The organism is Paraburkholderia tropica (genome assembly GCF_914484835.1).
Taxonomy (GTDB): Bacteria; Pseudomonadota; Gammaproteobacteria; order Burkholderiales; family Burkholderiaceae; genus Paraburkholderia; species Paraburkholderia tropica_A.
Window position 1 is genome coordinate 94,342 of the sequence record NZ_CAJZAR010000001.1, and the last position, 25,095, is coordinate 119,436.

Annotated in this window: 25 protein-coding genes and 1 tRNA gene; 13 read left to right on the forward strand and 13 right to left on the reverse strand. The window is 65.7% G+C overall.

Features of this window, described 5'->3' with window-relative positions; translation table 11 throughout:
- Positions 1 to 332: 332 nt before the first annotated feature.
- The gene (locus LDO54_RS00460) at positions 333 to 539 is read left to right on the forward strand and encodes a hypothetical protein (RefSeq protein WP_224004446.1); all 207 of its coding nucleotides are present in this window, start codon (positions 333 to 335) and stop codon (positions 537 to 539) included.
- Positions 540 to 883: 344 nt separating this feature from the next.
- Positions 884 to 1,750, forward strand: a complete 867-nt coding sequence (trmB, locus tag LDO54_RS00465; RefSeq protein WP_436975457.1) for a tRNA (guanosine(46)-N7)-methyltransferase TrmB — start codon at positions 884 to 886, stop codon at positions 1,748 to 1,750.
- A gap of 110 nt (positions 1,751 to 1,860) precedes the next feature.
- Here trmB and LDO54_RS00470 read toward each other — a convergent pair whose 3' ends face one another.
- From LDO54_RS00470 to LDO54_RS00480, 3 genes are all read right to left on the reverse strand, one after another.
- On the reverse strand, positions 1,861 to 2,775 hold the full coding sequence (locus LDO54_RS00470; protein WP_224004452.1) for an undecaprenyl-diphosphate phosphatase: 915 nt from the start codon (positions 2,773 to 2,775) through the stop codon (positions 1,861 to 1,863).
- A 93-nt stretch (positions 2,776 to 2,868) separates the two neighbouring features.
- Entirely contained in the window at positions 2,869 to 3,477 is a 609-nt protein-coding gene (locus LDO54_RS00475) for a DUF1439 domain-containing protein (RefSeq protein WP_436975456.1), read from the reverse strand.
- Between the two features lie 67 nt (positions 3,478 to 3,544).
- Entirely contained in the window at positions 3,545 to 3,841 is a 297-nt protein-coding gene (locus LDO54_RS00480; RefSeq protein ID WP_224004454.1) for a YkgJ family cysteine cluster protein, read from the reverse strand.
- Positions 3,842 to 4,043: 202 nt separating this feature from the next.
- Here LDO54_RS00480 and hemN point away from each other — a divergent pair, with 202 nt between their 5' ends.
- Together hemN and LDO54_RS00490 are read left to right on the forward strand one after the other, a co-directional pair.
- On the forward strand, positions 4,044 to 5,429 hold the full coding sequence (gene hemN, locus LDO54_RS00485; protein ID WP_224004457.1) for an oxygen-independent coproporphyrinogen III oxidase: 1,386 nt from the start codon (positions 4,044 to 4,046) through the stop codon (positions 5,427 to 5,429).
- 134 nt (positions 5,430 to 5,563) lie between these two features.
- A tRNA-Leu gene (locus LDO54_RS00490) sits at positions 5,564 to 5,648 on the forward strand.
- Between the two features lie 74 nt (positions 5,649 to 5,722).
- Here LDO54_RS00490 and poxB read toward each other — a convergent pair.
- Positions 5,723 to 7,441, reverse strand: a complete 1,719-nt coding sequence (poxB, locus tag LDO54_RS00495; RefSeq protein ID WP_224004460.1) for a ubiquinone-dependent pyruvate dehydrogenase — start codon at positions 7,439 to 7,441, stop codon at positions 5,723 to 5,725.
- A gap of 296 nt (positions 7,442 to 7,737) precedes the next feature.
- On the opposite strand from poxB, the gene LDO54_RS00500 reads away from it, so the two are divergent.
- The gene (locus LDO54_RS00500) at positions 7,738 to 8,445 is read left to right on the forward strand and encodes a pseudouridine synthase (RefSeq protein WP_224004463.1); all 708 of its coding nucleotides are present in this window, start codon (positions 7,738 to 7,740) and stop codon (positions 8,443 to 8,445) included.
- Positions 8,446 to 8,600: 155 nt separating this feature from the next.
- Complete coding sequence (locus tag LDO54_RS00505) at positions 8,601 to 8,789, forward strand: hypothetical protein (protein ID WP_224004465.1); 189 nt, start codon at positions 8,601 to 8,603, stop codon at positions 8,787 to 8,789.
- A 31-nt stretch (positions 8,790 to 8,820) separates the two neighbouring features.
- On the opposite strand, the gene LDO54_RS00510 is transcribed toward LDO54_RS00505, so the two are convergent.
- Positions 8,821 to 9,810: an NAD-dependent epimerase/dehydratase family protein gene (locus LDO54_RS00510; protein ID WP_224004468.1), complete on the reverse strand. Its 990-nt coding sequence runs from the start codon at positions 9,808 to 9,810 to the stop codon at positions 8,821 to 8,823.
- A 91-nt stretch (positions 9,811 to 9,901) separates the two neighbouring features.
- Here LDO54_RS00510 and LDO54_RS00515 point away from each other — a divergent pair, with 91 nt between their 5' ends.
- The 3 genes from LDO54_RS00515 to LDO54_RS00525 all read left to right on the forward strand — a co-directional run bounded on the left by LDO54_RS00515 (position 9,902) and on the right by LDO54_RS00525 (position 13,006).
- Positions 9,902 to 10,933 carry a CDP-6-deoxy-delta-3,4-glucoseen reductase gene (locus tag LDO54_RS00515; protein WP_224004471.1) on the forward strand — a complete coding sequence of 344 codons (1,032 nt, stop codon included), beginning with the start codon at positions 9,902 to 9,904 and terminating at the stop codon, positions 10,931 to 10,933.
- Positions 10,934 to 11,322: 389 nt separating this feature from the next.
- On the forward strand, positions 11,323 to 12,507 hold the full coding sequence (locus LDO54_RS00520; protein WP_224004475.1) for an acetylornithine transaminase: 1,185 nt from the start codon (positions 11,323 to 11,325) through the stop codon (positions 12,505 to 12,507).
- A 28-nt stretch (positions 12,508 to 12,535) separates the two neighbouring features.
- Positions 12,536 to 13,006 carry a GNAT family acetyltransferase gene (locus LDO54_RS00525; RefSeq protein WP_224004479.1) on the forward strand — a complete coding sequence of 157 codons (471 nt, stop codon included), beginning with the start codon at positions 12,536 to 12,538 and terminating at the stop codon, positions 13,004 to 13,006.
- A 110-nt stretch (positions 13,007 to 13,116) separates the two neighbouring features.
- Here the strand turns inward: LDO54_RS00525 and LDO54_RS00530 are convergent, their stop codons facing one another.
- From LDO54_RS00530 to LDO54_RS00555, 6 genes are all read right to left on the reverse strand, one after another.
- Positions 13,117 to 13,833 (reverse strand): ABC transporter ATP-binding protein, encoded by a 717-nt coding sequence (locus LDO54_RS00530; protein WP_224004481.1) that lies wholly within the window; start codon positions 13,831 to 13,833, stop codon positions 13,117 to 13,119.
- Positions 13,833 to 14,609, reverse strand: a complete 777-nt coding sequence (locus LDO54_RS00535; RefSeq protein ID WP_224004482.1) for an ABC transporter ATP-binding protein — start codon at positions 14,607 to 14,609, stop codon at positions 13,833 to 13,835. The genes LDO54_RS00530 and LDO54_RS00535 overlap by 1 nt, the downstream gene beginning before the upstream one ends.
- 24 nt (positions 14,610 to 14,633) lie before the next feature.
- Positions 14,634 to 15,803, reverse strand: a complete 1,170-nt coding sequence (locus LDO54_RS00540; protein WP_224004484.1) for an ABC transporter permease subunit — start codon at positions 15,801 to 15,803, stop codon at positions 14,634 to 14,636.
- Positions 15,804 to 15,819: 16 nt separating this feature from the next.
- Positions 15,820 to 16,770, reverse strand: a complete 951-nt coding sequence (locus tag LDO54_RS00545; protein ID WP_224004487.1) for a branched-chain amino acid ABC transporter permease — start codon at positions 16,768 to 16,770, stop codon at positions 15,820 to 15,822.
- Positions 16,771 to 17,932: 1,162 nt separating this feature from the next.
- Positions 17,933 to 18,913, reverse strand: a complete 981-nt coding sequence (ispH, locus tag LDO54_RS00550; RefSeq protein ID WP_224004490.1) for a 4-hydroxy-3-methylbut-2-enyl diphosphate reductase — start codon at positions 18,911 to 18,913, stop codon at positions 17,933 to 17,935.
- Between the two features lie 5 nt (positions 18,914 to 18,918).
- A complete protein-coding gene (locus tag LDO54_RS00555) occupies positions 18,919 to 19,374 on the reverse strand; it encodes an FKBP-type peptidyl-prolyl cis-trans isomerase (RefSeq protein ID WP_224004493.1) in 456 nt (151 codons plus the stop codon).
- 206 nt (positions 19,375 to 19,580) lie between these two features.
- Here LDO54_RS00555 and radC point away from each other — a divergent pair, with 206 nt between their 5' ends.
- From radC to nadB, 4 genes are all read left to right on the forward strand, one after another.
- Entirely contained in the window at positions 19,581 to 20,225 is a 645-nt protein-coding gene (gene radC / locus LDO54_RS00560; protein ID WP_224004662.1) for a RadC family protein, read from the forward strand.
- A 271-nt stretch (positions 20,226 to 20,496) separates the two neighbouring features.
- Positions 20,497 to 20,730 carry a 50S ribosomal protein L28 gene (gene rpmB, locus LDO54_RS00565; RefSeq protein ID WP_027794135.1) on the forward strand — a complete coding sequence of 78 codons (234 nt, stop codon included), beginning with the start codon at positions 20,497 to 20,499 and terminating at the stop codon, positions 20,728 to 20,730.
- 10 nt (positions 20,731 to 20,740) lie between these two features.
- Positions 20,741 to 20,908 carry a 50S ribosomal protein L33 gene (gene rpmG, locus LDO54_RS00570; RefSeq protein WP_027817504.1) on the forward strand — a complete coding sequence of 56 codons (168 nt, stop codon included), beginning with the start codon at positions 20,741 to 20,743 and terminating at the stop codon, positions 20,906 to 20,908.
- 266 nt (positions 20,909 to 21,174) lie between these two features.
- Positions 21,175 to 22,776: an L-aspartate oxidase gene (nadB, locus tag LDO54_RS00575; protein ID WP_224004496.1), complete on the forward strand. Its 1,602-nt coding sequence runs from the start codon at positions 21,175 to 21,177 to the stop codon at positions 22,774 to 22,776.
- A 90-nt stretch (positions 22,777 to 22,866) separates the two neighbouring features.
- Here the strand turns inward: nadB and nadC are convergent, their stop codons facing one another.
- Positions 22,867 to 23,766, reverse strand: a complete 900-nt coding sequence (nadC, locus tag LDO54_RS00580; RefSeq protein ID WP_224004498.1) for a carboxylating nicotinate-nucleotide diphosphorylase — start codon at positions 23,764 to 23,766, stop codon at positions 22,867 to 22,869.
- The gene (nadA, locus tag LDO54_RS00585; protein WP_224004501.1) at positions 23,766 to 24,896 is read right to left on the reverse strand and encodes a quinolinate synthase NadA; all 1,131 of its coding nucleotides are present in this window, start codon (positions 24,894 to 24,896) and stop codon (positions 23,766 to 23,768) included. The genes nadC and nadA overlap by 1 nt, the downstream gene beginning before the upstream one ends.
- Positions 24,897 to 25,095 lie beyond the last annotated feature (199 nt).

Consider the following 25,095-nt stretch of genomic DNA (forward strand, 5'->3'; position numbering starts at 1 on the left):
CGCGGCGCCGCGCAGTGCACAGCCCGCCGGCAAGTTGCCCGGCCAGCCAGCTTCCCATCCCAAGACTGACCCAGGACGCATCCGGCACAGACCCGGCGCGGCACATCCCGCCATCGCCGAATGCCGCTTTCCCGTCTCGGTTTCGTCCGCGCAAACGGTTGCGCGGCGTGGATTTCAGGCTTTCCGGACGGATCCGGTTGCGGACGCAACTTGCGGACTTAACTGCGGCCCCACCACGCGATGCGCTAGCATCACGCCTGTTCCCCTTCACGACGGATCCCCGATTCACCCTGCGCGACACGCGCGGGTCGGTAACAATGCAACGATTTTTCATGTCCCGCCGCAGCGCCATCGCGCTGATCGTCCAGGCGCGCACCACGGCGCTCGCCAGCCCGGAAGACCACTCGCCCGCCGAAACCGAGCGCCAGCAGGCGCTGGCCGGCGATCTCACGCGTCTGCTGTTCGACGTGCGCGCTGGCCGCGTCAACGTGTTCGAACTCAAGCCATCGAACATGCACATCACGGTCGCCGCCGACTGAGCGCGCCGCGCCGCCACCCGGCGCGCCGGATGCCCAAAGCGGCGCTGCTATAATGCGCGGCGGCTTCGCACAGGGCGCCGCACGCGAGAAGACGCCCCGACGTCCGGCCTCGCGAGCACCCACACGCCGCCGTCCGGCGCAGAATGCACGATGCGCGTGCTCGAACCGCGCGCCGATCAGGCCGCGACGTTCGGACCGTGCCGCGCTGCGTCTGGATTGCGCCTGATTGTGCTGATTACCCGCCGCCGGTCGACCGGTGCGCCGCGACGTTCGCCGCGCCCATGACACCCATCGCGGCACCGAGCGCCGCGAAGCCCGCTGCCCTCACCTGCCCGTCCTCGAAGATGAACCACGAACCCAACGACGCAGCCCGCCCCGGCTGCACGCCGCCCGCCGAAGCGGACGACTCCGCCGCGCAACTGCCTGAGCAGGCTGCCGCGCCCGCCAGCGCCCACGACGACGCCCCCATCGATGAATCTGGCGACGAAACCAGCGAAGAAGGCGTCGACGAAGGCACCGAAGACAGCGCCGATGGCCTGCGCCGCCGCCGCATCCGCAGCTTCGTGACGCGCGCCGGCCGGGTCTCGACCGGCCAGCGCCGCGCACTCGACGAATTCGGTCCGCGTTTCGTGGTGCCGTACACGCCCGCGCCCGCCGACTGGAACGCCACCTTCGGCCGCGAAGCGCCGCGCGTACTGGAGATCGGCTTCGGCATGGGCGCGAGCACGGCGGAAATCGCCGCGCTGCGTCCCGGCGACGACTTCCTCGGCGTCGAAGTCCACGAGCCGGGCGTCGGCGCGCTGCTCAAGCTGATCGGCGAGCAGAACCTGACGAACATCCGCATCATCCAGCACGACGCCGTCGAGGTGCTCGAACAGATGATCGCGCCCGCCAGCCTCGACGGCGTGCACATCTTCTTCCCCGATCCGTGGCACAAGGCACGCCATCACAAGCGCCGCCTGATCCAGCCGAAGTTCGTGCAACTGCTCATCTCGCGCATGAAGCCCGGCGCGTATCTGCATTGCGCGACCGACTGGCAGAACTACGCCGAACAGATGCTCGAAGTGCTCGGCGCCGAACCCGCGCTCGAAAACACGGCCGCCGATTACGCGCCGCGCCCCGACTACCGTCCGGTGACGAAGTTCGAGCGCCGCGGCCTGCGCCTCGGCCACGGCGTCTGGGACCTGGTGTTCAAGCGCCGCGCGGTCTGATCCCGATCTGATCCGCACAACACGCGCATCTACACTCGCGCGCGCATAAAAAAACGGGCACCCTCGGGTGCCCGTTTTGCATGGCGAGCGCGCCGTTCACGCGCCGACGCTCAATTCCAGTCGAGCCCGCCGCCATAGCCGAACAGCAGGATCACGAGCCCGAACGCGATGCGATACCACGCGAACGCCGTGAAATCGTGCGAAGCCACATAGCGCAGCAGCCAGCGCACGCACGCGAACGCGCTCACGAACGCGGCAAGGAAACCCACGCCGAAAAGGCCGAGCCAATCGACCGAGAGCGTCTGCCAGGTCTTGTGCAACTCGTAGACGGTCGCGCCGAAAATCACCGGAATCGCGAGAAAGAACGAGAATTCGGTCGCGACGCGCCGTTCCAGACCGAACAGCATCGCGCCGATGATGGTCGAGCCCGAGCGCGACATGCCGGGGATCAGCGCGAAGCATTGCGCGCAGCCGACCTTGAACGCGTCGAGCACGGTGATCTCGTCGAGCGAGTTCACGCGCGCGGCCGGCGCGGCGCTCACCGTGGTGGTCCCGGCGCCGCTCGCCGCAGCCGCCCCGTCAGCCGTCGCGACGCTCAAACGCGTACTGGAAGCCGCCGCCGCACGCCGCCGCCCTTCCACCCAGAGGATGATCACGCCGCCCACGACGAGCGCGAACGCCACCGGCACGGGCGAGAACAGCATCGACTTGATCGCCTTCTCGAACATCAGGCCGAGCACGACAGCCGGAATCGTCGCGACGATCACGTTGAGCGCGAAACGGCGCGCGTCCGGCCGCGAAGGCAAACCGGCGACGACGCTGCCGATCTTGCGGCGGAATTCCCAGCACACGGCCAGGATGGCGCCGAACTGGATCACCACGTCGAAGGTTTTTTCGAACTCGCCGTCGAAGCCGAGCACGCTGCCCGCCACGATCAGGTGGCCGGTGCTCGACACCGGCAGAAATTCCGTGAGTCCTTCGACGATGCCCAGAATCAGGGCCTTGCAGGTTAGCAGCCAGTCCATCCGTTCTCCTCGCCATTGAGTGCGCCGGACGGGCCGCCAGTCGAATTGTCGAATGCGCGCCCGCCGACGGTTGTGCGGCAGGCGTTTCGTCGCTTATTTCTCGACGATCTGCACGCGTATGCCGTTTGTAAGGATGGTGATTGTACCGGGTTCGTAGTTCACCCCGGCAAACTGAAGCTGATCCGGCTTGAAGGTGTAGACCGGATAGTTGGCGAGCAGCTGCGTGGCCGCGAGCGCCGCCACCGCGTTGACCTGCTGGGCGTAGCCCGCGGCGCTGCCCTGCATGTCGACGCTGTCCACCGACGGCGAGCGCAGGACCACCGAGCGGCTCGCGGCGTCGTAGGCGAGTTCGCTCGACAGCGTGAACGCGCCGTCGACCGGCTGCTGCATCAGCGGGCTGGCCAGATGCGCATCGACGTGCACGGCCACGCGGTTGCGATCCGGCAGCAAGGTGACGACCGGATTCGTGAGCGCGACCTCGAAAAGCTGCTGCACCGAACGGTGATACGGGAACTTGCGCTGCACCGCTTCCTGCACCTGATCGCGCGAGAACGTGTAGTGATCGGGGATGAACGGAAAGATGCCGGTCGCGCAGGCGCCGAGCGACATGGCCGTACCGGCGGCGGCGCAGGCCGCGAGCAGAAAGGCCCGACGCGTGGCGCTGGGCGGAGTGGACGGGGCGCGCGGCGCGCGTCGGATCATGCGAAACCTCCTTGAGAGATGACTGGGTGACACCCTGATAACCGGGCGATGACCGGAATGACGGGATTCAGTGAGCGCCCGGCTGCGTGGCCGCTTCGAGCCGCGCAATCCAGACGAGCGCGTCCTCGCGCGTGTCGCCGCACATCTCCGCCTGCGGCTGCAGCCCCGAACAGCAGGCGGGGCGCAGCGGCGAGCCGAAGATCCGGCACTGCAGATCGTCGTCGAGCTGGATGCAGGGCACGCCCGCGGGCTTGCCTTGCGGCATGCCCGGAATCGGGCTCGAAATGGACGGCGCGATACAGCACGCGCCGCAACCGGGGCGGCACGCGTGTTCGGACGGGGCAACGACAAGACCTGCGCTCAACTCGAATTCCTGAATCTCATAACTGTAAGGGGCCAAAGCAAGGAAAGCTGGCCGGAAAAGCGTGTTCGCATTGTGCCATCGCAAGCTGCGGCGTTTTTACACAAACGCCTGCGGCGACCGCCTCTTACACTGGGTTCATCCGGCGCTGTAAGACGCCCCTCCGGGGACGCCATCCGGCGCATCATCCCCTCGAGAACCTCGCATGAGCGACGCCGACCTGCTCTTTCGCCCCGACCTGCTCGCCAAATACGGCGCAAACGGCCCACGGTATACGTCCTATCCAACCGCGCTTCAGTTCCGCGACGATTTCAATCTCGACGACTACCGCCACGCCGCCGACGATCCCGGCGCGACCGACACCGACCTCTCGCTCTATTTCCACATCCCGTTCTGCGACACCGTCTGCTTCTATTGCGGCTGCAACAAGGTTGCGACGAAAAACCGCGCCCGCGCCAAGCCCTATCTGAAGCAACTGGTGCGCGAAATCGAAATGCAGGCCGCGCTGTTCGACACGAAGCGCCCGGTTTCGCAGCTGCACTGGGGCGGCGGCACGCCCACCTTTCTCTCGCTCGACGAAATGAGCGCGCTGATGGCCGCCACGCGCGAGCACTTCGCGCTGCGCCCGGATAACGAAGGCGAATATTCGATCGAAATCGATCCGCGCGAAGCCTCGGCGCGCACGGTCGCGCATCTGCGCGGGCTCGGCTTCAATCGCCTGAGCCTCGGCGTGCAGGACTTCGATCCGGTCGTGCAGGAAGCCGTCAACCGCGTGCAGCCGCTCGACATGACCGTCAACGTGATGAACGCCGCGCGCGAGCACGGCTTCGAATCGATCAGCGTCGACCTGATCTACGGGCTGCCGCATCAAACCGTGCAAAGCTTCCGGCGCACGCTCGACACCATCCTGATGCTCGCGCCCGACCGCCTTTCGGTGTTCGGCTACGCGCACATGCCGCAGCTTTTCAAAATGCAGCGGCAAATCGACGCCGCCGCGCTGCCCACGCCCGCCACGCGGCTCGCGCTGCTGCAACTCGTGGTCGAGCAGCTCACCGACGCGGGCTACGTCTATATCGGCATGGATCACTTCGCGCTGCCCACCGACGAACTCGCGCGCGCCCAGGCGAAGCGCACGCTGCATCGCAATTTCCAGGGCTACAGCACGCGCGCGGACTGCGATCTGATCGGCTTCGGCGCTTCGTCGATCGGCAAGGTCGGCGACGTCTACGCGCAGAACGCCAAGGAACTGCCGGCCTACGGCGCGGCCATCGACGCCGGGCGGCTGGCGATCTCGCGCGGCGTGCGCCTCAGCGCCGACGACCGCCTGCGCCGCGACATCATCACCGAGCTGATGTGCAACCTGGAATTGCGTTTCGACGAATTCGAGGCGGCCTATGGCGTGCGCTTCCTGAGCGCCTTCGCGCCCGAGCTGGAGCGCCTGCGCGGCTTCGAGGCCAACGGGCTGGTGGCGCGCAGTTCGAACCGGCTCGAAGTGCTGCCCGCCGGGCGCATGTTCGTGCGCAATATCGCGATGGTGTTCGACCGCTATCTGGGCACGCAGCCGATGGAGCGGTTTTCGCGCACGGTCTGATGCCGCCACGCGGTGCTTGCGAGCGTTCACGGGCGCGAAGCGGCGACAAGTTGCCTGCCGCGCCGATTTGCGTCATAATTTACGGCTACTTCGCGTGTCTGTATGGCTGATCAAGCAAGCAGACCGCGAAAACTGCCTCGGTGGTGAAATTGGTAGACGCGCCGGACTCAAAATCCGGTTCCGCAAGGAGTGCCGGTTCGATTCCGGCCCGAGGCACCAGAATCCACGCACAACGCCCCGCTCACGCGGGGCGTTGTCGTTTCTGCGTCCGGTTTCAGCGTCCGGCGACTTTCTCAGCGCAAATTCGTCTGCGCCAGTTCCACGACTTCATCGCCACGCCCGCTCAGCACCGCGCGCAGCATATACAGACTGAAACCCTTCGCCTGCGCCCATTGCAGCTTCGGCGGCATCGCGAGTTCGTGCTTGGTCGTCACCACGTCGACGAGCGCCGGACCGTTGTGCGAGAACGCCGCGCGCAGCGCGTCGTCGAGCGCCTCCGAGGTCTCCACGCGCACACTGAAAATCCCCGCGCCCTTCGCGATATCGGCGAAATTCGTCGCGATGAGATCGGTGCCCGTCTCCAGATAGCCGCCCGCCTTCATCTCCATCGCCACGAAACCCAGCGAGCTGTTATTCAGGACAACGATCTTGATCGGCAGATCGAGCTGGCGCGCCGAAAGAATGTCGCCCATCAGCATCGAAAGCCCGCCGTCGCCCGACAGCGAAATCACCTGGCGTCCCGCGTGCGCGGCCTGCGCGCCGAGCGCCTGCGGCATCGCGTTCGCCATCGAGCCGTGATTGAACGAGCCATGCAGGCGGCGGCGTCCGTTCATCGTCAGATAGCGCGCGGCCCAGAGCGTGGGCGTGCCGACATCGACGGCGAAGATCGCATCGGGCTCCGCGAGCGCGTCGACCCGCGCGGCCACGTATTGCGGATGCAGCGGCTTGCCCGCGGGCGCCGGACGCGCGAGGTCGTCGAGACTCTTGCGCGCGTCGGCGTAATGCTCGCGCGCGCGTTCGAGAAAGCGACGATCGGTCTTGCGCGTGAGCTTGGGCGTCAGCGCGCGCAGGGTTTCGCGCACGTCGCCGACGAGGCCGAGCGTGAGCGGCGCACGCTTGCCGAGCGCCGCCGCGTCGCGGTCGATCTGCACGATGCTCGCGTCGGTGGGATAGAAGTTGCGATACGGAAAGTCGGTGCCCAGCATCACCAGCGTGTCGCACGACATCATCGCGTGATAGCCCGAACTGAAGCCGATCAGCCCGGTCATGCCCACGTCGAACGGGTTATCCCATTCGACGTACTGCTTGCCGCGCAGCGCGTGCACGGTGGGCGAGCCGAGCGCGTCGGCGAATGCCACCACTTCGTCGTGCGCGCCCTTGCAGCCGCTGCCGCACAGCAGCGTGACGGCTTCCGAGCGGTTCAGCAGATCGGCGAGCCGGTCGAGATCCGCCGACGAGGGCAGCGTCGCCGGCCGCGCCGCCTGCGACCAGGTCGGATCTTCCTCGGGCGCTTCGAGCAGCGCCACGTCGCCAGGCAGCACGATCACCGCAACGCCCTTCTGGTCGATGGCGGTGCGCAGCGCGGTGTCGAGCACGCGCGGAAACTGCGAGGCGTTCGTCACGAGTTCGACGTAGTGCGCGCATTCGCGGAACAGTTCGGTCGGATGCGTTTCCTGGAAATAGCCGAGGCCGATTTCCGTCGACGGAATGTGCGCGGCGATCGCGAGCACGGGCGCGCGGTTGCGATGCGCGTCGTAGAGTCCGTTGATCAGATGCAGGTTGCCGGGGCCGCAACTGCCCGCGCAGACCGCGAGCCGTCCGGTCGCGGCGGCTTCGGCGCCGGCCGCGAAGGCGGCCACTTCCTCGTGACGCGTGTGCATCCAGCGGATCGTGCCGAGCTTGCGCAAGCTGGCCGACAGCCCGTTCAGGCTGTCGCCGGTGACGCCCCAGATGCGCTCGACGCCCACAGCTTCGAGTGTTTTCGCCAGATGATCCGCGATCGTCTTCGCCATGCTGTCCTCCGTAACGGTTGCCGCGCGCAGCGGCCAGCGCGCGGTGCCGGGCGCGCTACGCTCGAAAAAAGGGGGAATGGAACGGGCCTCGGAGGCCGCCGCGCGAGACGCGGCGCGTGCCGGTTCATCGCGGTACGTTACGCCATCGGCGTAAAACGCGTCGCTAAGCGGACAGCATCGCAAGCGAATTCGACAGTCGCCGCAAGGTGGACGTTATCTTCGTGGCCGCGCGAGAAAGCGGCGCGCCGGGCCGCAGTCGCTAAAATGCTGCGGTTTGCAGCCGCCAGCGTCACGTCATGAATCTCGAAAGCATTCTCTTTACCCAGGGCTTCGGCTCGCGCCGCCAGTGCCGCTCGCTCGTCGCGGAAGGACGCGTCGCCGTCGCGGGCGCGCCTTGCGACGACCCGGGCGCCGACTTCGACACCGAAGGCCTCGTGTTCAGCGTCGACGGCACCGACTGGCCGTTCCACGAGCGCGCCTACGTGGTGCTGAACAAGCCCGCGGGCTACGAATGCTCGCGCGATCCGCAGCATCATCTGAGCGTATTTCATCTGCTTCCGCCGCAATTCGCCGCGCGCAACGTGCAGTGCGTGGGCCGGCTCGATCAGGACACGACCGGCCTCCTGCTGCTCTCCGACGACGGCCAGTTCGTGCACGCGTTCACCTCGCCCAAGCGCAAGGTGCCGAAGATCTATCTCGCGACCACGAAGCATCCGCTCGACGAGACGCAGTTGAGCGCGCTGCGCGAAGGCGTGCTGCTGCATGGCGAGCGCGAACCCAGCGCGGCGGTCTCGGCGCAGGCGCGCGGCGAGCATGCGCTCGAACTGAGCGTGCTCGAAGGCAAATATCACCAGGTCAAGCGCATGGTGGCGGCTGCCGGCAACCGCGTGGAGGCGCTGCATCGCGAGCGCATCGGCGGCTACGCGCTGCCCGACGATCTGGCGCCGGGCGCCTGGCGCTGGCTCGACGCCGCCGCGCTCGACGCACTGCGCAACAAGGGGTAAACCACAGGCGCGGCCGCTTGGCCCCGCCAGTCGGCGCGTTGCCCCGCCTGGGCGAGCGAAACGGCCCTATTTTTGCCGCGCCGCAGCATGCCCTTCCCAATGAAGCGCCCTATACTCGATAAAACAACGATTACAAGTTGCAAGGAGGGGGCATCATGATCATCAACGGCACATACGACATTTCGATCGTGTTGATGGCATTCGTGGCTTTGGGGGCGATTCTGATCGGCGGCCTGATAACGTGGATGCATGTACGGCATCGTTATCATCCGAACTTGATCGGCGCCCTGATTGGCGCCCTTTTCTGCTTCCTCCTGCTCGAGGCGCTGCCGGCAATCACGTGAACGGCACGCTTGCGCCATGCCGCCCGCCCGATTACGGACGCGGCGGCAGCGTGCGCAGGAAGGCATCCACGTCGGGATAACGCAGGCGCACGCGCATTTCGCGCTTCAGGCGCGCGTTGTCGAGCCGCCGCGACTCCCGCATGAACGAAAGCAAGACCGGATCGAGTTCGCGCTCGGCCTGTGCGCGGCTCACGCGCGGCGCGCGCGCGAGTCCGAACGCATCGGCGACCCGGTCGAAATACGTCCCCATCTTCATTTCGCTGTCGTCCGACGCGTGGATCACGCGCGCCGGGCGCCCGTGCGTGGCAAGCCGCAGCATGATGGCGGCCAGGTCGTCGGCGTGGATGTGGCTCGTGTAGACGTCGTCGGCTTCGAGCAGCGCCGGCGTGCGCTTCTCCAGCCGCGCGAGCGGTAGCCGCGTGACCGCGTAGATGCCCGGAATGCGCGCGATGGTGGCGTTCAGCGCGCCGCGCGCCGTCGCACGCCGCAGTTGCCGCTCGGCGGCCACGCGGCGCTTGGCGCGGCCGTTCGCGGGGCGCGGCGTGCGGGTTTCGTCGATGCGCGCGCCGCCGCAGTCGCCGTAGACGCCGGTCGTGCTCGCGTAGACGAGCCGGGGCCGCGCCGGGTAGGCGCGAGCGGGCCGCCAGGTGGGCTCGGGTACAATGGAGGTCGCTTGTCCGGCCGTTGCGGGCCGCGCCGCGGAACGCCGCCGCGCCTTGAGCGCCGCGATCAGGCGGCGCGTGCGCAGGTCGTCGTCGCCGTCTTTCTGGGGCGGCGCGAGATGCAGTACGACGTCCGCCAGCCCGGCAAGGCGCGTCAGACTCGCGTGCATGTCCAGGTCGCCCGCGACCGGCGTGGCGCCCGCGGCGCGCACGATGTCGGCGCGTTCGGCGCGGCGCGCGAGCGCGAACACGCGCGGACGTGCAGGCCGCGCGCGCAACTGGTCGACGCAGCGCAGACCGACGTCGCCGCTGCCGACGATGAGAATGCGCGTACGGCGCAGATTTCGTGTGGCAATCATGGTGGAACCATTTTAGCCGCCGAGGCCCGGATGCGAGGGTCCGCCCCGCTCCGCGCCACGGATTACCGATCACAGACTGGCTTTCTCGAACATGGCATTCAACGTAACGCTCAAGCAAAGCGGCCGGACTTTCCAGGTCGAACCCGACGAACCCATCCTCAACGCGGCGCTGCGTCAAGGCGTCGGCTTGCCCTATGGCTGCAAGAACGGCGCCTGCGGCTCGTGCAAGGGCACGGTCTGCAGCGGCGAAGTCGAGCAGCGCGCGCACGCGGCATCGGCGCTCTCGAACGACGAGCGCACGCGCGGCATGGCGCTGTTCTGCTGCGCGACGGCGCAGACCGACCTCGAAATCGACATCCGCGAAGTGGCGGGCGTCGGCGACGTGCAGGTGCGCAAGCTGCCCACGCGCATCGCCGCGATCGAGCGCAAGGCCGACGACGTCATCGTCCTCAAGCTGCAACTGCCCGCCAACGAGCGCCTGCAGTATCTGGCCGGCCAGTACCTCGAATTCATCCTCAAGGACGGCACGCGCCGCTGCTACTCGATGGCGAGCGCCCCGCACGAGGAAGGCCCGATCGAGCTGCACATCCGCCATATGCCCGGCGGCAAGTTCACCGACCACGTCTTCACGCAGATGAAGGAGCGCGACATCCTGCGCTTCGAGGCGCCGCTCGGCACCTTCTTCCTGCGCGAGGATTCGGACAAGCCCATCGTGCTGCTCGCTTCGGGCACCGGCTTCGCGCCGCTCAAGGCGATCGTCGAGCACGCGGTTCACAAGAACCTGAACCGCCCGATGACGCTTTACTGGGGCGCGCGCCAGAAGAAGGACCTCTATCTGCTCGAACTCGCCGAGCAATGGGCGAAGGACATCCCGAACTTCCGCTTCGTGCCGGTGCTCTCCGAGCCCGCCGCCGGCGACGCCTGGACCGGCCGCACGGGCTTCGTGCACCGCGCCGTGGTCGAGGACCTGCCCGATCTGTCCGGCCACCAGGTCTACGCGTGCGGCGCGCCGGTGATGGTCGAGTCGGCCCAGCGCGACTTCTCGCAGCATCACGGCCTGCCCGAAGACGAGTTCTACGCGGACTCGTTCACGAGCGCCGCCGACCTCGCCAATCCGGTCTGAAGCCGCCTGGATTGCGCGCGCAGCGGCTCGTCGCGCGCGCAATCCGGCACAATCGCGCGCCGTCGACGGCGTTCCGCGGCGCGCCGCCGTGCCCGCCGTCACGAAAAATTCTTCGGCCGATTGGAGAAATTCGGCACATTGATGGTTTACATGGCCGTTCGGCTTGTCGTATTCTTGCGCCCATGAACCGCCTCCTGTCCGCTCTCCGACGTCGCCGCTCGCCCCACCATCAGGGCCTGGCTTAGTCGCGGACGCGCGTTGCATCGTTCAACGCACAGGAAAGTTCGAATCACGAAAGCCACGGCCAGTCCGTGGCTTTTTGTTTTTCCGCCGTATCCGTTCACCCTGTTCTCAACCTTTTTTGCTGCCCCAGCGCGGAGCCTGTTGCCATGAATTTTTCCGAGTACCCGATCGAGTCGCTGATGTACATCACCAACCGGCCCGAAATCGTTTTCACGCATGGCAAGGGGTCGTGGCTCTACGACAACGAAGGCAAGCGCTATCTCGACTTCATCCAGGGCTGGGCGGTCAACAGCCTCGGCCACTGCAACGACGGCATGATCGAGGCGATGGACAAGCAGTCGCGCCTGCTCATCAACCCGTCGCCGGCCTTCTACAACGAGCCGATGGCGAAGCTCGCGGGCCTGCTCACGGCCAATAGCTGCTTCGACAAGGTGTTCTTCGCCAACAGCGGCGCCGAAGCCAACGAAGGCGCGATCAAGCTCGCGCGCAAATGGGGCAAGAAGTATCGCGACGGCGCGTTCGAAATCATCACGTTCGACCACAGCTTCCACGGCCGCACGATCGCGACGATGTCGGCGAGCGGCAAGCCGGGCTGGGACACGATCTACGCGCCGCAAGTGCCGGGCTTCCCGAAGGCCGACCTCAACGACATCGCCTCGGTCGAGAAGCTCATCAGCGCGAAGACCGTCGCCGTGATGCTCGAACCGATCCAGGGCGAAGGCGGCGTGATTCCCGCCACGCGCGAATTCATGCAGCAGCTGCGTGCGCTCACGCAGAAGCACGGCATCCTGCTGATCGCCGACGAAGTGCAGACCGGCTGCGGCCGCGCAGGCACGCTGTTCGCCTATGAACTGTCGGGTATCGAGCCGGACATCATGACGCTCGGCAAGGGCATCGGCGGCGGCGTGCCGCTCGCGGCCCTGCTCGCGAAGAAGGAAGTGAGCGTGTTCGAAGCCGGCGATCAGGGGGGCACCTACAACGGCAACCCGGTGATGACCGCCGCCGGTTACTCGGTGATCTCGCAACTGCTCGCGCCGGGCTTCCTCGAAGGCGTGCGTGCGCGCGGCGAATACCTGCGCGAAAAGCTGCTCGAACTGTCGGCGGAACGCGGCTTCGAGGGCGAGCGCGGCGAAGGTCTGCTGCGCGCGCTGATGCTCGGCAAGGACATCGGCCCGGCGATCGTCGACAAGGCGCGCGACATGCAGCCCGACGGCCTGCTGCTGAACGCGGCGCGCCCGAACCTGCTGCGCTTCATGCCCGCGCTGAACGTGACGACCGAGGAAATCGACCAGATGATGGCGATGCTGCGCACCATCCTCGACTCGCTGTAATCGCACGGGCACAGCACGGAGCAAAGCGATGACCGTCACGATCCGCGCCTTCGCCGAAGCCGACACCGAAGCGGTGCTCGCGCTCTGGCGTCAGGCGTTTCCCGAGTACAACGACGCGAGCCGTCCGCATCGCGATCCGCGCCTGTCGATCGCGAACAAGCTCGGCACGCAGCCGGAACTGTTCTTCGTGGCGATTCGCCATGACGGAGATGAAACCGGCACGCTCGTCGGCACGGCGATGGCGGGTTACGACGGGCATCGCGGCTGGCTGTATTCGGTCGCCGTCGCGCCCGAGGCGCGTCGGCTCGGTCTCGGCACGCGGCTCGTGCGCCACGCCGAAAACGCGCTGGCCGCGATGGGCTGCCTGAAGCTCAACCTTCAGGTGCTCACCGACAAGCCCGAGGTGCTCGCGTTCTACGGCCGCCTCGGCTATTGCACCGACGCCGTGATCAGTCTCGGCAAGCGTCTTTCCGCACAGGAGTCCGAAGCACTCGCCTGAGCGCAGCCAGCGCAAAGACGCAGCGACTTAAAGATGCAAAGAAAAAGCCGCATGGGTTTCGCAACCCATGCGGCTTTTGTCTTATCGGCGCCCGCGTGGAGCGCGCCCGCTCACTCGCCCAGATACGCCGCGCGCACCTTCGGATCGTCGAGCATCTGCTTGGCCTCGCCTTCCATCGTCACGAGACCCGAGTCCATCACGTAGCCGCGATTCGCCGCCTGCAGCGCGAGACGCGCGTTCTGCTCGACCAGCAGCACCGTGATGCCTTCGCCCGAAATCGTGCGCACCACTTCGAAGATCTTCTCGACCATGATCGGCGACAGACCCATCGACGGCTCGTCGAGCAACAGCAGCTTCGGACGGCTGATGATCGCGCGCGCCATCGCCAGCATCTGCTGCTCGCCGCCCGAGAGCGTGCCCGCGAGCTGCGTGGCGCGTTCCTTCAGGCGCGGGAAGAAGCCGAACATGCGCTCGACGTCCTTCTGGATGCCGTCCTTGTCGTTGCGCAGGTACGCGCCCATCTGCATGTTTTCGAGGATCGACATGCGCGCGAAGATGCCACGGCCTTCCGGCACCATCGCGAGGCCGCGCTTGAGCAGTTCATACGCAGGCACGCCCTTGATCGACTGGCCCATGTACTCGATGTCGCCCGCCGCGTACGGCTTCAGACCGGTGATGGCCTTCATCGTCGTGGTCTTGCCCGCGCCGTTCGCGCCGATCAGCGTGACCAGTTCGCCCGCGCGAACTTCCATGTCGACGCCCTTGACCGCCTGAATGCCGCCGTAATTGACCTGCAGGCCCTTGATTTTCAGAACCGGTGTAGACATCAGTGAACCCCCGCACCCAGATACGCCTCGATCACCTTCGGGTCCTTCTGCACGTCGTGCGGCAGACCCTCGGCGATCACCTTGCCATAGTCGAGCACTGTCATCCGGTTGCACAGGCCCATCACCAGTTTCACGTCGTGCTCGATCAGCAGGATGGTCTTGCCATCGGCGCGGATCTTGTCGAGCAGGCGCGTGAGTTCGACCTTCTCGGTCGCGTTCATGCCGGCCGCCGGCTCGTCGAGCGCGAGCAGCTTCGGATCGGTCGCGAGCGCGCGCGCGATTTCCAGACGGCGCTGGTGGCCGTACGAGAGATTGCGCGACGTGTAGTCGGCGTACTGCGCGATACCCACGTATTCGAGCAGTTCGAGCGCGCGTTCCTTGATCTCGCGTTCTTCCTTGCGCTCCGAGGGCGTCTGGAACACCGCGCCCAGCAGGCCGTGCTTCGTGCGCACGTGACGGCCGACCATCACGTTTTCGAGCGCCGTCATGCCGCCGAACAGACGGATGTTCTGGAAGGTGCGCGCGATGCCCGCCTTCGCCACCTGATAGACCGCCGTCGGCGTATAGGCTTCGCCGTCGAGCTTGAACTCGCCCGAATCGGGCGTGTAGAGGCCGGTGATCACATTGAAGAACGTGGTCTTGCCGGCGCCGTTCGGGCCGATCAGGCCGTAGATCGTGCCTTCCTCGATTTGCAGGCCCACGTCGGAGAGCGCTTGCAGACCGCCGAAGCGCTTGTTCACGCCCTTCACGGACAGGCGGATGGATTTATTGCTCATGTTCTGTTCCTCTCCTGTTCGCGATCAGGCGCGCACCGGCTTCTTGCTGCCGCGCTTGGCGATCTTCGCGATCTTGTCTTCGTGCTTCGGCGAGGGCCACAGGCCTTCCGAGCGATACAGCATGATCACGACCATGGCGAGGCCGTAGAGCAGCTGGCGAATCACTTCCGTATCGACGATTTCATGGCCGAACAGCATGTGCTGGAGCGGGCCCATCGTCGAGCGCAGGAACTCGGGAAAGATGGCGAGCAGCACAGCGCCCAGAATCACGCCGGGGATGTGGCCCATGCCGCCGAGCACCACACAGGCGAGCACCACGACCGATTCCCAGAACGTGAACGATTCCGGCGACACGAAGCCCTGGAATGCACCGAACATCGCGCCCGACAGGCCGCCGAACGACGCGCCCATCGCGAACGCCAGCAGCTTCACGTTACGCGTGTTGATGCCCATGGCCTTCGCGGCGATTTCGTCTTCGCGGATCGCGGCCCATGCGCGGCCGATACGCGAGTGCTGGAGGCGCGTACACACCCAGATCACGAGCAGCGCGCAGATCACGAACGCGTAGTAATACATGTAGACCGACGTGAACGTGAAGCCGAGGATCTCGTGCGGCTGCGCCAGGTTGAAACCGAACACGTGCAGCGGCGCCACGCCCGTAATGCCTTGCGGCCCGTTGGTGATGTTCACCGGACGGTCGAGGTTGTTCATGAAGATACGAACGATTTCCCCGAAGCCCAGCGTCACGATGGCGAGGTAGTCGCCGCGCAGACGCAGCGTCGGCGCGCCGAGCAGAATGCCCGCGATCGCCGCGAACGCCATCGCGCACGGAATCACGATCCAGTACGGCGTATGCAGGCCGCCCGGGAACATGCTCGCGATCCACGCGAACTGCGTGCTCAGATGCGGCGACGTCAGCAGCGCGGCCGTGTAGGCGCCCACCGCGTAGAACGCGATATAGCCCAGATCCAGCAGGCCGGCGAAGCCCACCACCACGTTCAGGCCCAGCGCGAGCATCACGTAGAGCATCGCGAAGTCGAGCACGCGCACCCAGTAGTTGCCGCCCGCTGCGCCCACCACGAACGGCAGCGAGGCCACGACGATCGCGGTCACGATGCCGATCGCGAACGTGCGCGTCGTGTTCTTCTCGGGGATGAGCGTCGTCGACGGCTCGATCGGTTGAATTGAAGTCATGTTGATCTACTCCCTCTTATGCGCGATCCGCGACACGTTCGCCCAACAGCCCCGACGGACGGAACACGAGCACCACGATCAGCACGACGAATGCGAACACGTCCTGATAGTTACTGCCGAACACCCCGCCGGTCAGATTGCCGATGTAACCCGCGCCGAGCTGCTCGATCAGACCGAGCACCACGCCGCCGACCATCGCGCCGCCGAGATTGCCGATACCGCCCAGCACCGCCGCCGTGAAGGCCTTCATACCGGGGATGAAGCCCATGTAGAAGTGCGCGTTGCCGTATTCCGAGGCGATCATCACGCCGGCCAGCGCGGCGAGCGCCGAGCCGATCATGAAGGTCGCGGAAATCACGAAGTTCGGGTTCACGCCCATCAGGCTCGCGTTGGCCGGATTTTCGGCGATCGCGCGCATGGCGCGGCCGAGCTTGGTGCGGTGAACGAGGATCAGCAGACCCGCCATCACGAGGAACGCGACCACGATGATCACGATTTCGGTCGGCGAGATCACCGCGCCCACGCCGGTTTCAGTCGGCTTGATCACGTTGATCGGGTCGGTCGAGATGAGCTGCGGGAAGGCCAGCGGATTGCGGCCCCAGATGATCATCGCGAGCGTCTGCAGCAGGATCGAGACGCCGATCGCGGTGATCAGCGGCGCGAGACGCGGCGCGCGGCGCAGCGGCCGGTAGGCGATCCGTTCGATGGTGTACCCGACGAACGCGCAAACCACGGCGGCGATCACGAGCGCGATACACAGCGTGGGGATGTTCCCGAGGCCGGGGAAGTGATTCTGCAGCACCGTGATCGCGGAGAGCGCCACCATCGCGCCGACCATCAGCACGTCGCCGTGCGCGAAGTTGATGATGCCCAAAATCCCGTACACCATCGTGTAGCCCAGTGCAATGATGGCGTAGATGCTGCCAAGCACCAGCCCATTCAGGATCTGCTGGACGAAAATATCCATTTAATGCTCCTTAGCCCGTGCGACCGGATTCGCGCTGTCATCGGCCGGTGGGCGATGTTTTACGGAACCGCAACGACACTTTCGGGTACTGAAGTAAAAGACCGGTAACGGTTGGCCACCCCCGGTTCGCGTTGACGCTGTGTTGCAGCGGCAGGCTCGCCGGAAGCGGATGCAAAAACGGCACCGTCGGATGGTTCGGTGCCGTCGGGTTCAACTACCTGTCACATTCGCTGCGACGCGTGCGCGGCCGGCCTCGCGGCCAACTGCGCAAACGCCCAACGCCATGACTCCCTGGATCGGGCCGGGAATCCCCGCCTCGCTACCGTTTACGGCAGCATCGGCCAGGATCTTTCGGACCGCGACAAAAACCGCTCTCGCGCCGCGGCTAGCACATGCAACATGTGTGCCAGTTCGAACGGCCACGCGAGCGCCCGTCGATCCGCACGGCTCAGCAACGCGCGGACAAGCTTTCTCCGGGAGTGCAACGGTCATCGATGTCGCGCTCCTGCCCTGCCGTGCACCGCGAATGTGCCGCGCTTGGCGCGGCGCAACCGCAGCCGCAGCAGTTGCAGTTGCGGCAACAGCAAACTCGATTTGCATTAAACAGGTCTCCTGCGCCTTCCGAAATGCTTGCCTGATGGGCCTCGCGCTGACGTCCGGCCCTCAGAACGCGCGCATTGTAACTCCTATTATGCAGGCGGCAATATTGTTGAATCGGCAGGGTTTTCCTGCATTGCAACCTTTTTCGAGAAAGCACCCCAAGCACGGTTGCACCGTAGGTTGCGCCGTATTTTCGTGCATCAGTTGCACCAAAAATCGGCAGACCTAACATCAAGTGTTGTGAAGGCCGGCCGCGGGGCCTTATCGGGCGGGCATCGGCTGCACCACGTTGAACAATTAAATGGTGATGGAATTTGCGCCCGGATTTGGTGCGGACGCTGAAAAACACTTATCGAGACATCGATTTAACGGGGTCAGATAACCGTCGCGGACCCTGCCCTCTAGCGAAAACACCTAGTCGGAAGCCGCGTAGCGACGCGGTTCACCGCACACTTTTATTAATGTGGCCCCATTTGTTTGAGCGGCGGATTGCAGCGGCAAGACATAAAAAAAGCGCGCCCGAGGGCGCGCTTCTTCGTCGGCGAATGCCGGATCGCGGCGATCAGGCCACCTGGCCGAGCCCGCGCGGCAGCGGAAACGCGATGTTTTCCTCGATGCCTTCGAGCGCGCGCACGTTGCGCACGCCCAGCTCGTTCAGACGCTGGATGATCTTCTGCGCGAGCGCCTCGGGCGCCGACGCGCCGGCCGTCAGACCGATGCGGCGCTTGCCTTCGAGCCAGGCCGGATCGATCTGGTCGGGCGCGTCCACCATATAGGCGGGGATGCCGCGCTTTTCGGCCACTTCGCGCAGGCGGTTCGAATTCGAGCTGTTCGGGCTGCCGACCACGATCACGACGTCGCACTGCGGCGCCATGAACTTCACCGCGTCCTGACGGTTCTGCGTGGCGTAGCAGATGTCCTGCTTCTTCGGCTCGCGAATGCCGGGAAAGCGCGCCTTGAGCGCCTCGATGATCTCGGCGGCGTCGTCGACGGACAGCGTGGTCTGCGTGACGAAAGCCACGCGCGCCGGATCGCGCAGCGACAGCGACTCGACGTCGGCGATGTCCTCGACGAGATACATGCCTTCCTGCGCCTGGCCCATCGTGCCCTCGACTTCCGGGTGGCCCTTGTGGCCGATCATCACGATGTCGAGGCCTTCGTCGCGCATCTTCGCGACTTCGACGTGCACCTTGGTCACGAGCGGGCAAGTGGCGTCGTAGACGCGCAGCCCGCGCGCCTCGGCGTCGGAGCGAACGGCCTTCGACACGCCATGCGCGCTGAAGATGACGGTATTGCCGGACGGCACTTCATCGAGCTGCTCGATGAAGATCGCCCCTTTCTGGCGCAGGTCCTCGACCACGTACGCGTTGTGGACGATCTCGTGGCGCACGTAGATGGGCGCACCGTGGATCTGGATGGCGCGCTCGACGATCTCAATGGCGCGGTCGACGCCGGCGCAGAAGCCGCGCGGCTGCGCGAGCAGGATTTCAGCTTCGGCGAGTTGAGCGCGGTCGACGACAGTAGACGTGTCCGTGGAGGTCATGGGCTTTACAGGATTCCGATGATTTGCACTTCGAACGCAACCGCCTGGCCAGCGAGCGGATGGTTGAAATCGAACAGCGCGGAGGTTTCGTTCACTTCCTTGAGCACGCCCGCGTAGCGGTTGCCGTCGGGTGCATTGAACTCGATGAGATCGCCCGGATTGAACGACTCGCCGATCATGGCGTTGTCGCGCAGCGTCTTGAGCGAGATGCGCTGGATCAAATCGGGATTGCGCTGACCGAACGCGACGCCGGGTTCTAGCTGAAAGGTGGAGTGGTGACCGACCTTCAGACCTTGCAGAATGTTTTCCAGCGGCGGCGCGAGCTGCCCGGCGCCCAGCAGCAGCGTGGCGGGCCGGTCGGCAAACGTGTTGACGATTTCGGTGCCGTCGGCGAGGCAAAGCCGGTAATTCAGCGTGACGTGGGAACCCGGTTTCACCTCGGAAATATCGATGATGCTCATGCGGTACTCGTTTCGTCTGGTCGCGCCCTCGGGCGCCGGTCCGTCGCGGCGGTCGCGAGCGGAAAAGCCTCATTGTAAGCCACATAGTTCCTGGACGGACGCCACATGCGAGCGGCATCCACGTCCGCAACAAGGAGATTCAATTGGTGAAAATCGCCTGCGATACGCCCCTCTGGAACGACGAGCCGGCGCCCAGCCGCCGCGCCATGCCGCGCGAGCGGCTACGCGAAGCTGGCCCGGCAGCGCTCTCCGATCTGGAACTGGTTGCGCTGCTGCTGGGCTCGGGTTTGCCGGGCCATAACGTCTTCGACGTGGCGCGCGCCCTGCTCGATCACTTCAAATCCTTACGCGCGATGCTCGACGCGCCGCCCGAGGAATTCGAGAGCGTGCGCGGCATCGGCCCGGCCAAGGCGGCCATGCTGATGGCCGTGGTCGAGCTGGCGCGGCGCGCGCTGGCCGAGCAACTCGAAGAAAAGCCGCTGATCGACTCGCCCGGCGCCGTCGAAGACTATCTGCGGCTGATGATCGGCAGCCGCTCGCAGGAAGTGTTCGTCTGCCTCTTTCTCGACGTGCGCCATCGGCTGATCCGCTACGAGGAAATCGCGCGCGGCTCGCTCACGCACATGGCGGTCTATCCGCGCGAAATCGTGCGGCGCGCGCTGATGCTCAACGCCGCGAGCCTGATCGTCGCCCACAACCACCCTTCCGGCGCGGTGCAGCCGAGCGCGAGCGACCGCCGTCTCACGCGGGTGCTGCGCGACACGCTGGCGCTCGTGGAGGTGCGGCTCGTCGATCACATGATCATCGGCGCGCGGGAGACGTTCTCTTTTGCTCGCCACGGACTAGACTAATAGACGCGCCGGCGAGCCCCGCCCCGAAAACAGCGCAGCCAACAACACGATCTGCAAATCGTGTTTGATTTTCCTGGGCTTTTTCTGCTAGACTCTCGGTTTGCCTATTTCCAACCCTGTTCCGAAGGCCCGTCAAGGCGTTCCAGGGGAAATACGGCCTGGGTTCGAGGTTGTCTCTCATCCATACGTGAGCGCGCTCTGATTCCGGCCATTTCTCGCCTGGGAAACTTTAAGCGGCTCTCGAACTCAGAATTTCCGTAGGAGTGCACTCATGGCACGTGTATGCCAAGTCACTGGGAAAGCGCCGATGAGCGGCAACAACGTTTCCCACGCTAACAACAAAACCAAGCGCCGTTTCCTCCCGAATCTGCAAAATCGCCGTTTCTGGGTTGAAAGCGAAAACCGTTGGGTGCGTCTGCGCATCTCGAACGCAGGCCTGCGCCTGATCGACAAGAACGGCATCGACTCCGTGCTCGCAGACCTGCGCGCACGCGGCGAACTGTAAGGAGTAAGTCATGGCCAAGGGTATCCGCGACAAGATCAAGCTCGAGTCGACCGCAGGCACGGGTCACTTCTACACGACCACGAAGAACAAGCGCAACATGCCGGAAAAAATGTCGATCAAGAAGTTCGACCCGGTTGTTCGCAAGCACGTCGAGTACAAGGAAACGAAGATCAAGTAAATCTTGATCCGAGCCTGACGAAGACATTCAAAACCCCGCTCTCGAGCGGGGTTTTGTTTTTGCGCCCCGCTTTCATCGCGGGGCGTCTGCTTTTCATGCGCGCGCTTTTCACAGCCGCGTAACGATCTTTTGTTCTCCACGACCGCTGCGTGGCTTTTCGTCTGCTCCCCTCTCGGAGTATGCTTCCCGCTTCACTCGCCGCGGGCGCGCCCAGCGCAGGTCCGGCGGCAGAAAGCGCAGAACAAGAGAGACGGAGAAGCAGCACCATGAATTTCGATGTAGCGATCGTCGGCAGCGGGCTGGCGGGATTGAGCGTAGCCCTGAATCTGGCCGAAACGCGCCGCGTGGTGGTGATCGCCAAGCGCGCGATGACCGAAGGCGCGAGCGACCGCGCGCAGGGCGGCATCGCCGCGGTGCTCGACTCGGCGGATAGCGTCGAAAACCACGTCGACGACACGCTGGTCGCGGGCGGCGGCCTGTGCGACGAAGCGGCCACGCGCTATATCGTCGAGCATGGTCGCGAGGCGATCGAATGGCTGATCGGCCAGGACGTGCCCTTCACGAAGGACGCCGCCGCCGAAATGGGCTTCCATCTCACGCGCGAAGGCGGCCACAGCCATCGCCGCATCATCCACGCCGCCGACGCCACCGGCCACGCCGTGGTGCAGACGCTGCTCGAACGCGCGCGCCAGCATCCGAATATCACGATCCTCGAGGATCATCAGGCGATCGACGTCATCACGTCCGACCGGCTCGGCCTGCCGGGCCGCCGCTGCCACGGTCTCTATGCGCTCGATCTCAAGAACGACCGCACGGTGACGATTCAGGCGCCGCACACGGTGCTGGCGACGGGCGGCGCGGGCAAGGTCTATCTCTACACGACGAACCCCGACACCGCGACCGGCGACGGCATCGCGATGGCCTGGCGCGCGGGCTGCCGCGTGGCGAACATGGAGTTCATCCAGTTCCATCCGACCTGCCTGTTCCATCCGCACGCGAAGTCGTTCCTGATTTCCGAAGCCGTGCGCGGCGAAGGCGGCGTGCTGCGCCTGCCCGACGGCACGCGCTTCATGCCCGAGCACGACGCGCGCGCCGAACTCGCGCCGCGCGATATCGTGGCGCGCGCGATCGACTTCGAAATCAAGAAGCACGGCATCGACTGCGTGCATCTGGACATCAGCCATCAGCCGCCCGCGTTCCTCGAAGAACACTTCCCGACCATCCTCGCGCGCTGCCGCGAGTTCGGCATCGACATCACGAAAGAGCCGATTCCGGTCGTGCCCGCCGCGCACTACACCTGCGGCGGCGTGGTCACCGACCTCGCAGGCCGCACCGATCTCGCGGGCCTCTACGCGGTCGGCGAAACCTCGTACACGGGCCTGCACGGCGCGAACCGCCTCGCCTCGAACTCGCTGCTCGAATGCCTCGTGATCGGCCGCTCGGCGGCGGAATCGATCGAGGCCGAAGGCTTCGAAGCGGCCGCGCACGCCCCGCTGCCCGACTGGGACGAAAGCCGCGTCTCCGACTCCGACGAGGAAGTCGTGGTCGCGCACAACTGGGACGAATTGCGCCGCCTGATGTGGAATTACGTCGGCATCGTGCGCACCGACAAGCGTCTGGAGCGCGCGCAACACCGCATTTCGCTGCTGCGCGACGAAATCCAGGAGTACTACGCGAACTTCCGCGTGACGCGCGATCTGCTGGAACTGCGCAATCTCGTGGAAGTGGCCTCGCTGATCGTCGAAAGCGCGCGCTCGCGCCGCGAAAGCCGCGGCCTCCACTACAGCCGCGACTGGCCGAACTCGCTGCCGAAGGCACTGCCGACCGTACTCGCGCCCGAGCGCGTGCGAAATCGCAATCTCGCGTAAGCCGAACGCCGCGCCACACCAGCGGCAAAAGAAAAAGCCGCCTCAAACGAGGCGGCTTTTTTCATCTCGAAGCGCGGTGAGCGCCGACGCTCAGACAATCCGCATCGAGTAGTCGGTCGCGCGCACGTCCTTCGTGAGTGCGCCGATCGAGACGCGATCGACGCCGGTTTCGGCAATCGTGCGCACCGTGTCGAAGTTCACGCCGCCCGACACTTCGAGCAGCGCGCGCCCCGCCGTGCGCTTGACGGCCTCGCGCATCATCTCAAACGAGAAGTTGTCGAGCAGCACCGAGGTCGCGCCGTGCGCGAGCGCCGTGTCGAGTTGATCGAGCGTTTCGACTTCGATCTGGATGGGCACGCCCGCGTTCAGCGCAAGCGCCGCATCCATCGCCGCGCCCACGCCGCCCGCCGCCGCGATGTGGTTTTCCTTGATCAGGATGCCGTCGTAGAGCGCGAGGCGCTGATTCGCGCCGCCGCCCACGCGCACCGCGTACTTCTGCGCGAGCCGCAGGCCCGGCAGCGTCTTGCGCGTGTCGAGGATGCGCGTGGTCGTGTGCGCGATCGCGTCCACGTAGCGGCGCGTCGCGCTCGCCACGCCCGACAGCAGTTGCAGGAAGTTCATCGCATTGCGCTCGGCCGTAAGCAGCGCGCGCGCCGGCCCGCGCAGCGAGCACACCACGGAGTCGGCCGTCATGCGGTCGCCTTCGCGATAGTGCCAGCGCACCTCGATGCGCGCATCGACCTGCTTCACCACGGCGTCGAACCACAGCACGCCGCAGAGCACCGCGTCTTCGCGCACGATGATGCGCGCGTCGCGCATCTCGTCGGCGGGCACGAGGCGCCCGGTCTGGTCGCCGGTGCCGACGTCTTCGTTCAGCGCATCCGCCACATTGCGCACGATCGCGGCGTCGAACGCCGCGCCGTATTGCGCGCGCACTTCGGGCAGCACGGACGAGACGGCGTCCACGGCCAGCAATTCCAGTGCGCCCATTACGCCGCCCCCACGTTCGAGAACAGCGCGCCGTCGCGCGCGAGATCGCCGCTCGCCTGCACGCGGCGCTTGTGCTCCGCCGCGAACGCGAGCATGCGATCGATCGGCAGACGCGCGCGCTCGCCGATGGCCGCATCGACGAAAATTTCGTTATGGCCGCGTTCGAGCACATCCGCGAGATTCGCGAGGCCGTTCATCGCCATCCACGGGCAATGCGCGCAGCTCTTGCAGGTCGCGCTGTTGCCGGCCGTGGGCGCTTCGATGAAGGTCTTGCCCGGCGCCGCGAGGCGCATCTTGTGCAGGATGCCCAGATCGGTCGCGACGATGAAACGCTGCGCGTCGAGCTTCACGGCGGCGTCGATCAGCTGCGTGGTCGAGCCGACCACGTCCGCGAGCGCGACCACGGCTTCCGGCGATTCCGGGTGGACGAGAATCTTCGCGTCGGGATATTCGGCGCGCAGCAGGTCGAGTTCGATGCCCTTGAACTCGTCGTGCACGAGGCACGAGCCCTGCCACAGCAGCATGTCGGCGCCGGTCTTCTTCTGGATGTAGCTGCCCAGATGGCGGTCCGGCGCCCAGAGGATCTTTTCGCCCTTCGCGTGCAGATCGGCGACGATTTCGAGGCCGATCGACGAGGTGACCATCCAGTCCGCGCGCGCCTTCACGGCCGCGCTGGTGTTCGCGTAGACAACCACGGTGCGGTCGGGATGCTGGTCGCAGAACGCCGAGAATTCGTCGACGGGGCAGCCGAGGTCGAGCGAGCAGGTCGCGTCGAGGTCGGGCATCAGGATGCGCTTGTTCGGGCTCAGGATCTTCGCGGTCTCGCCCATGAAGCGCACGCCCGCGACGACCAGCGTCTGCGCCTCGTGATCGCGGCCGAAGCGCGCCATTTCGAGCGAATCGGCCACGCAGCCGCCGGTTTCGTCCGCCAGCTCCTGCAATTCGGGATCGACGTAATAGTGCGCGACGAGCACCGCCTTTTCGCGCTTGAGCAACGCGCGGATGCGCTCCTTCAATGCAACGCGCTCCGCCGCCGACGGCGCGTCGGGCACCGTCGCCCACGCCTGTCCGACGCTGCACACCGCGCCTTGCGGCCGGTCGTACTCGACCGCTCTGATTGCCTGACTCATGATCTCCTCTACCGGCCAAAACGAGCGTTTGCGCCCTTGTTCCGGCCCCATGCCAGTTGCACAGCCTGACCGCAGCCCTGCCGATCGCCACGGTGCGAAATCCGCGCGCTGCGCCGATTTTTCCGCGGCCCAAAAAGAAAAACCCCGCCAGCGCGGGGTTTTGTGACGTACCTGAATTCTAATGGATTTTTCCGCCGCT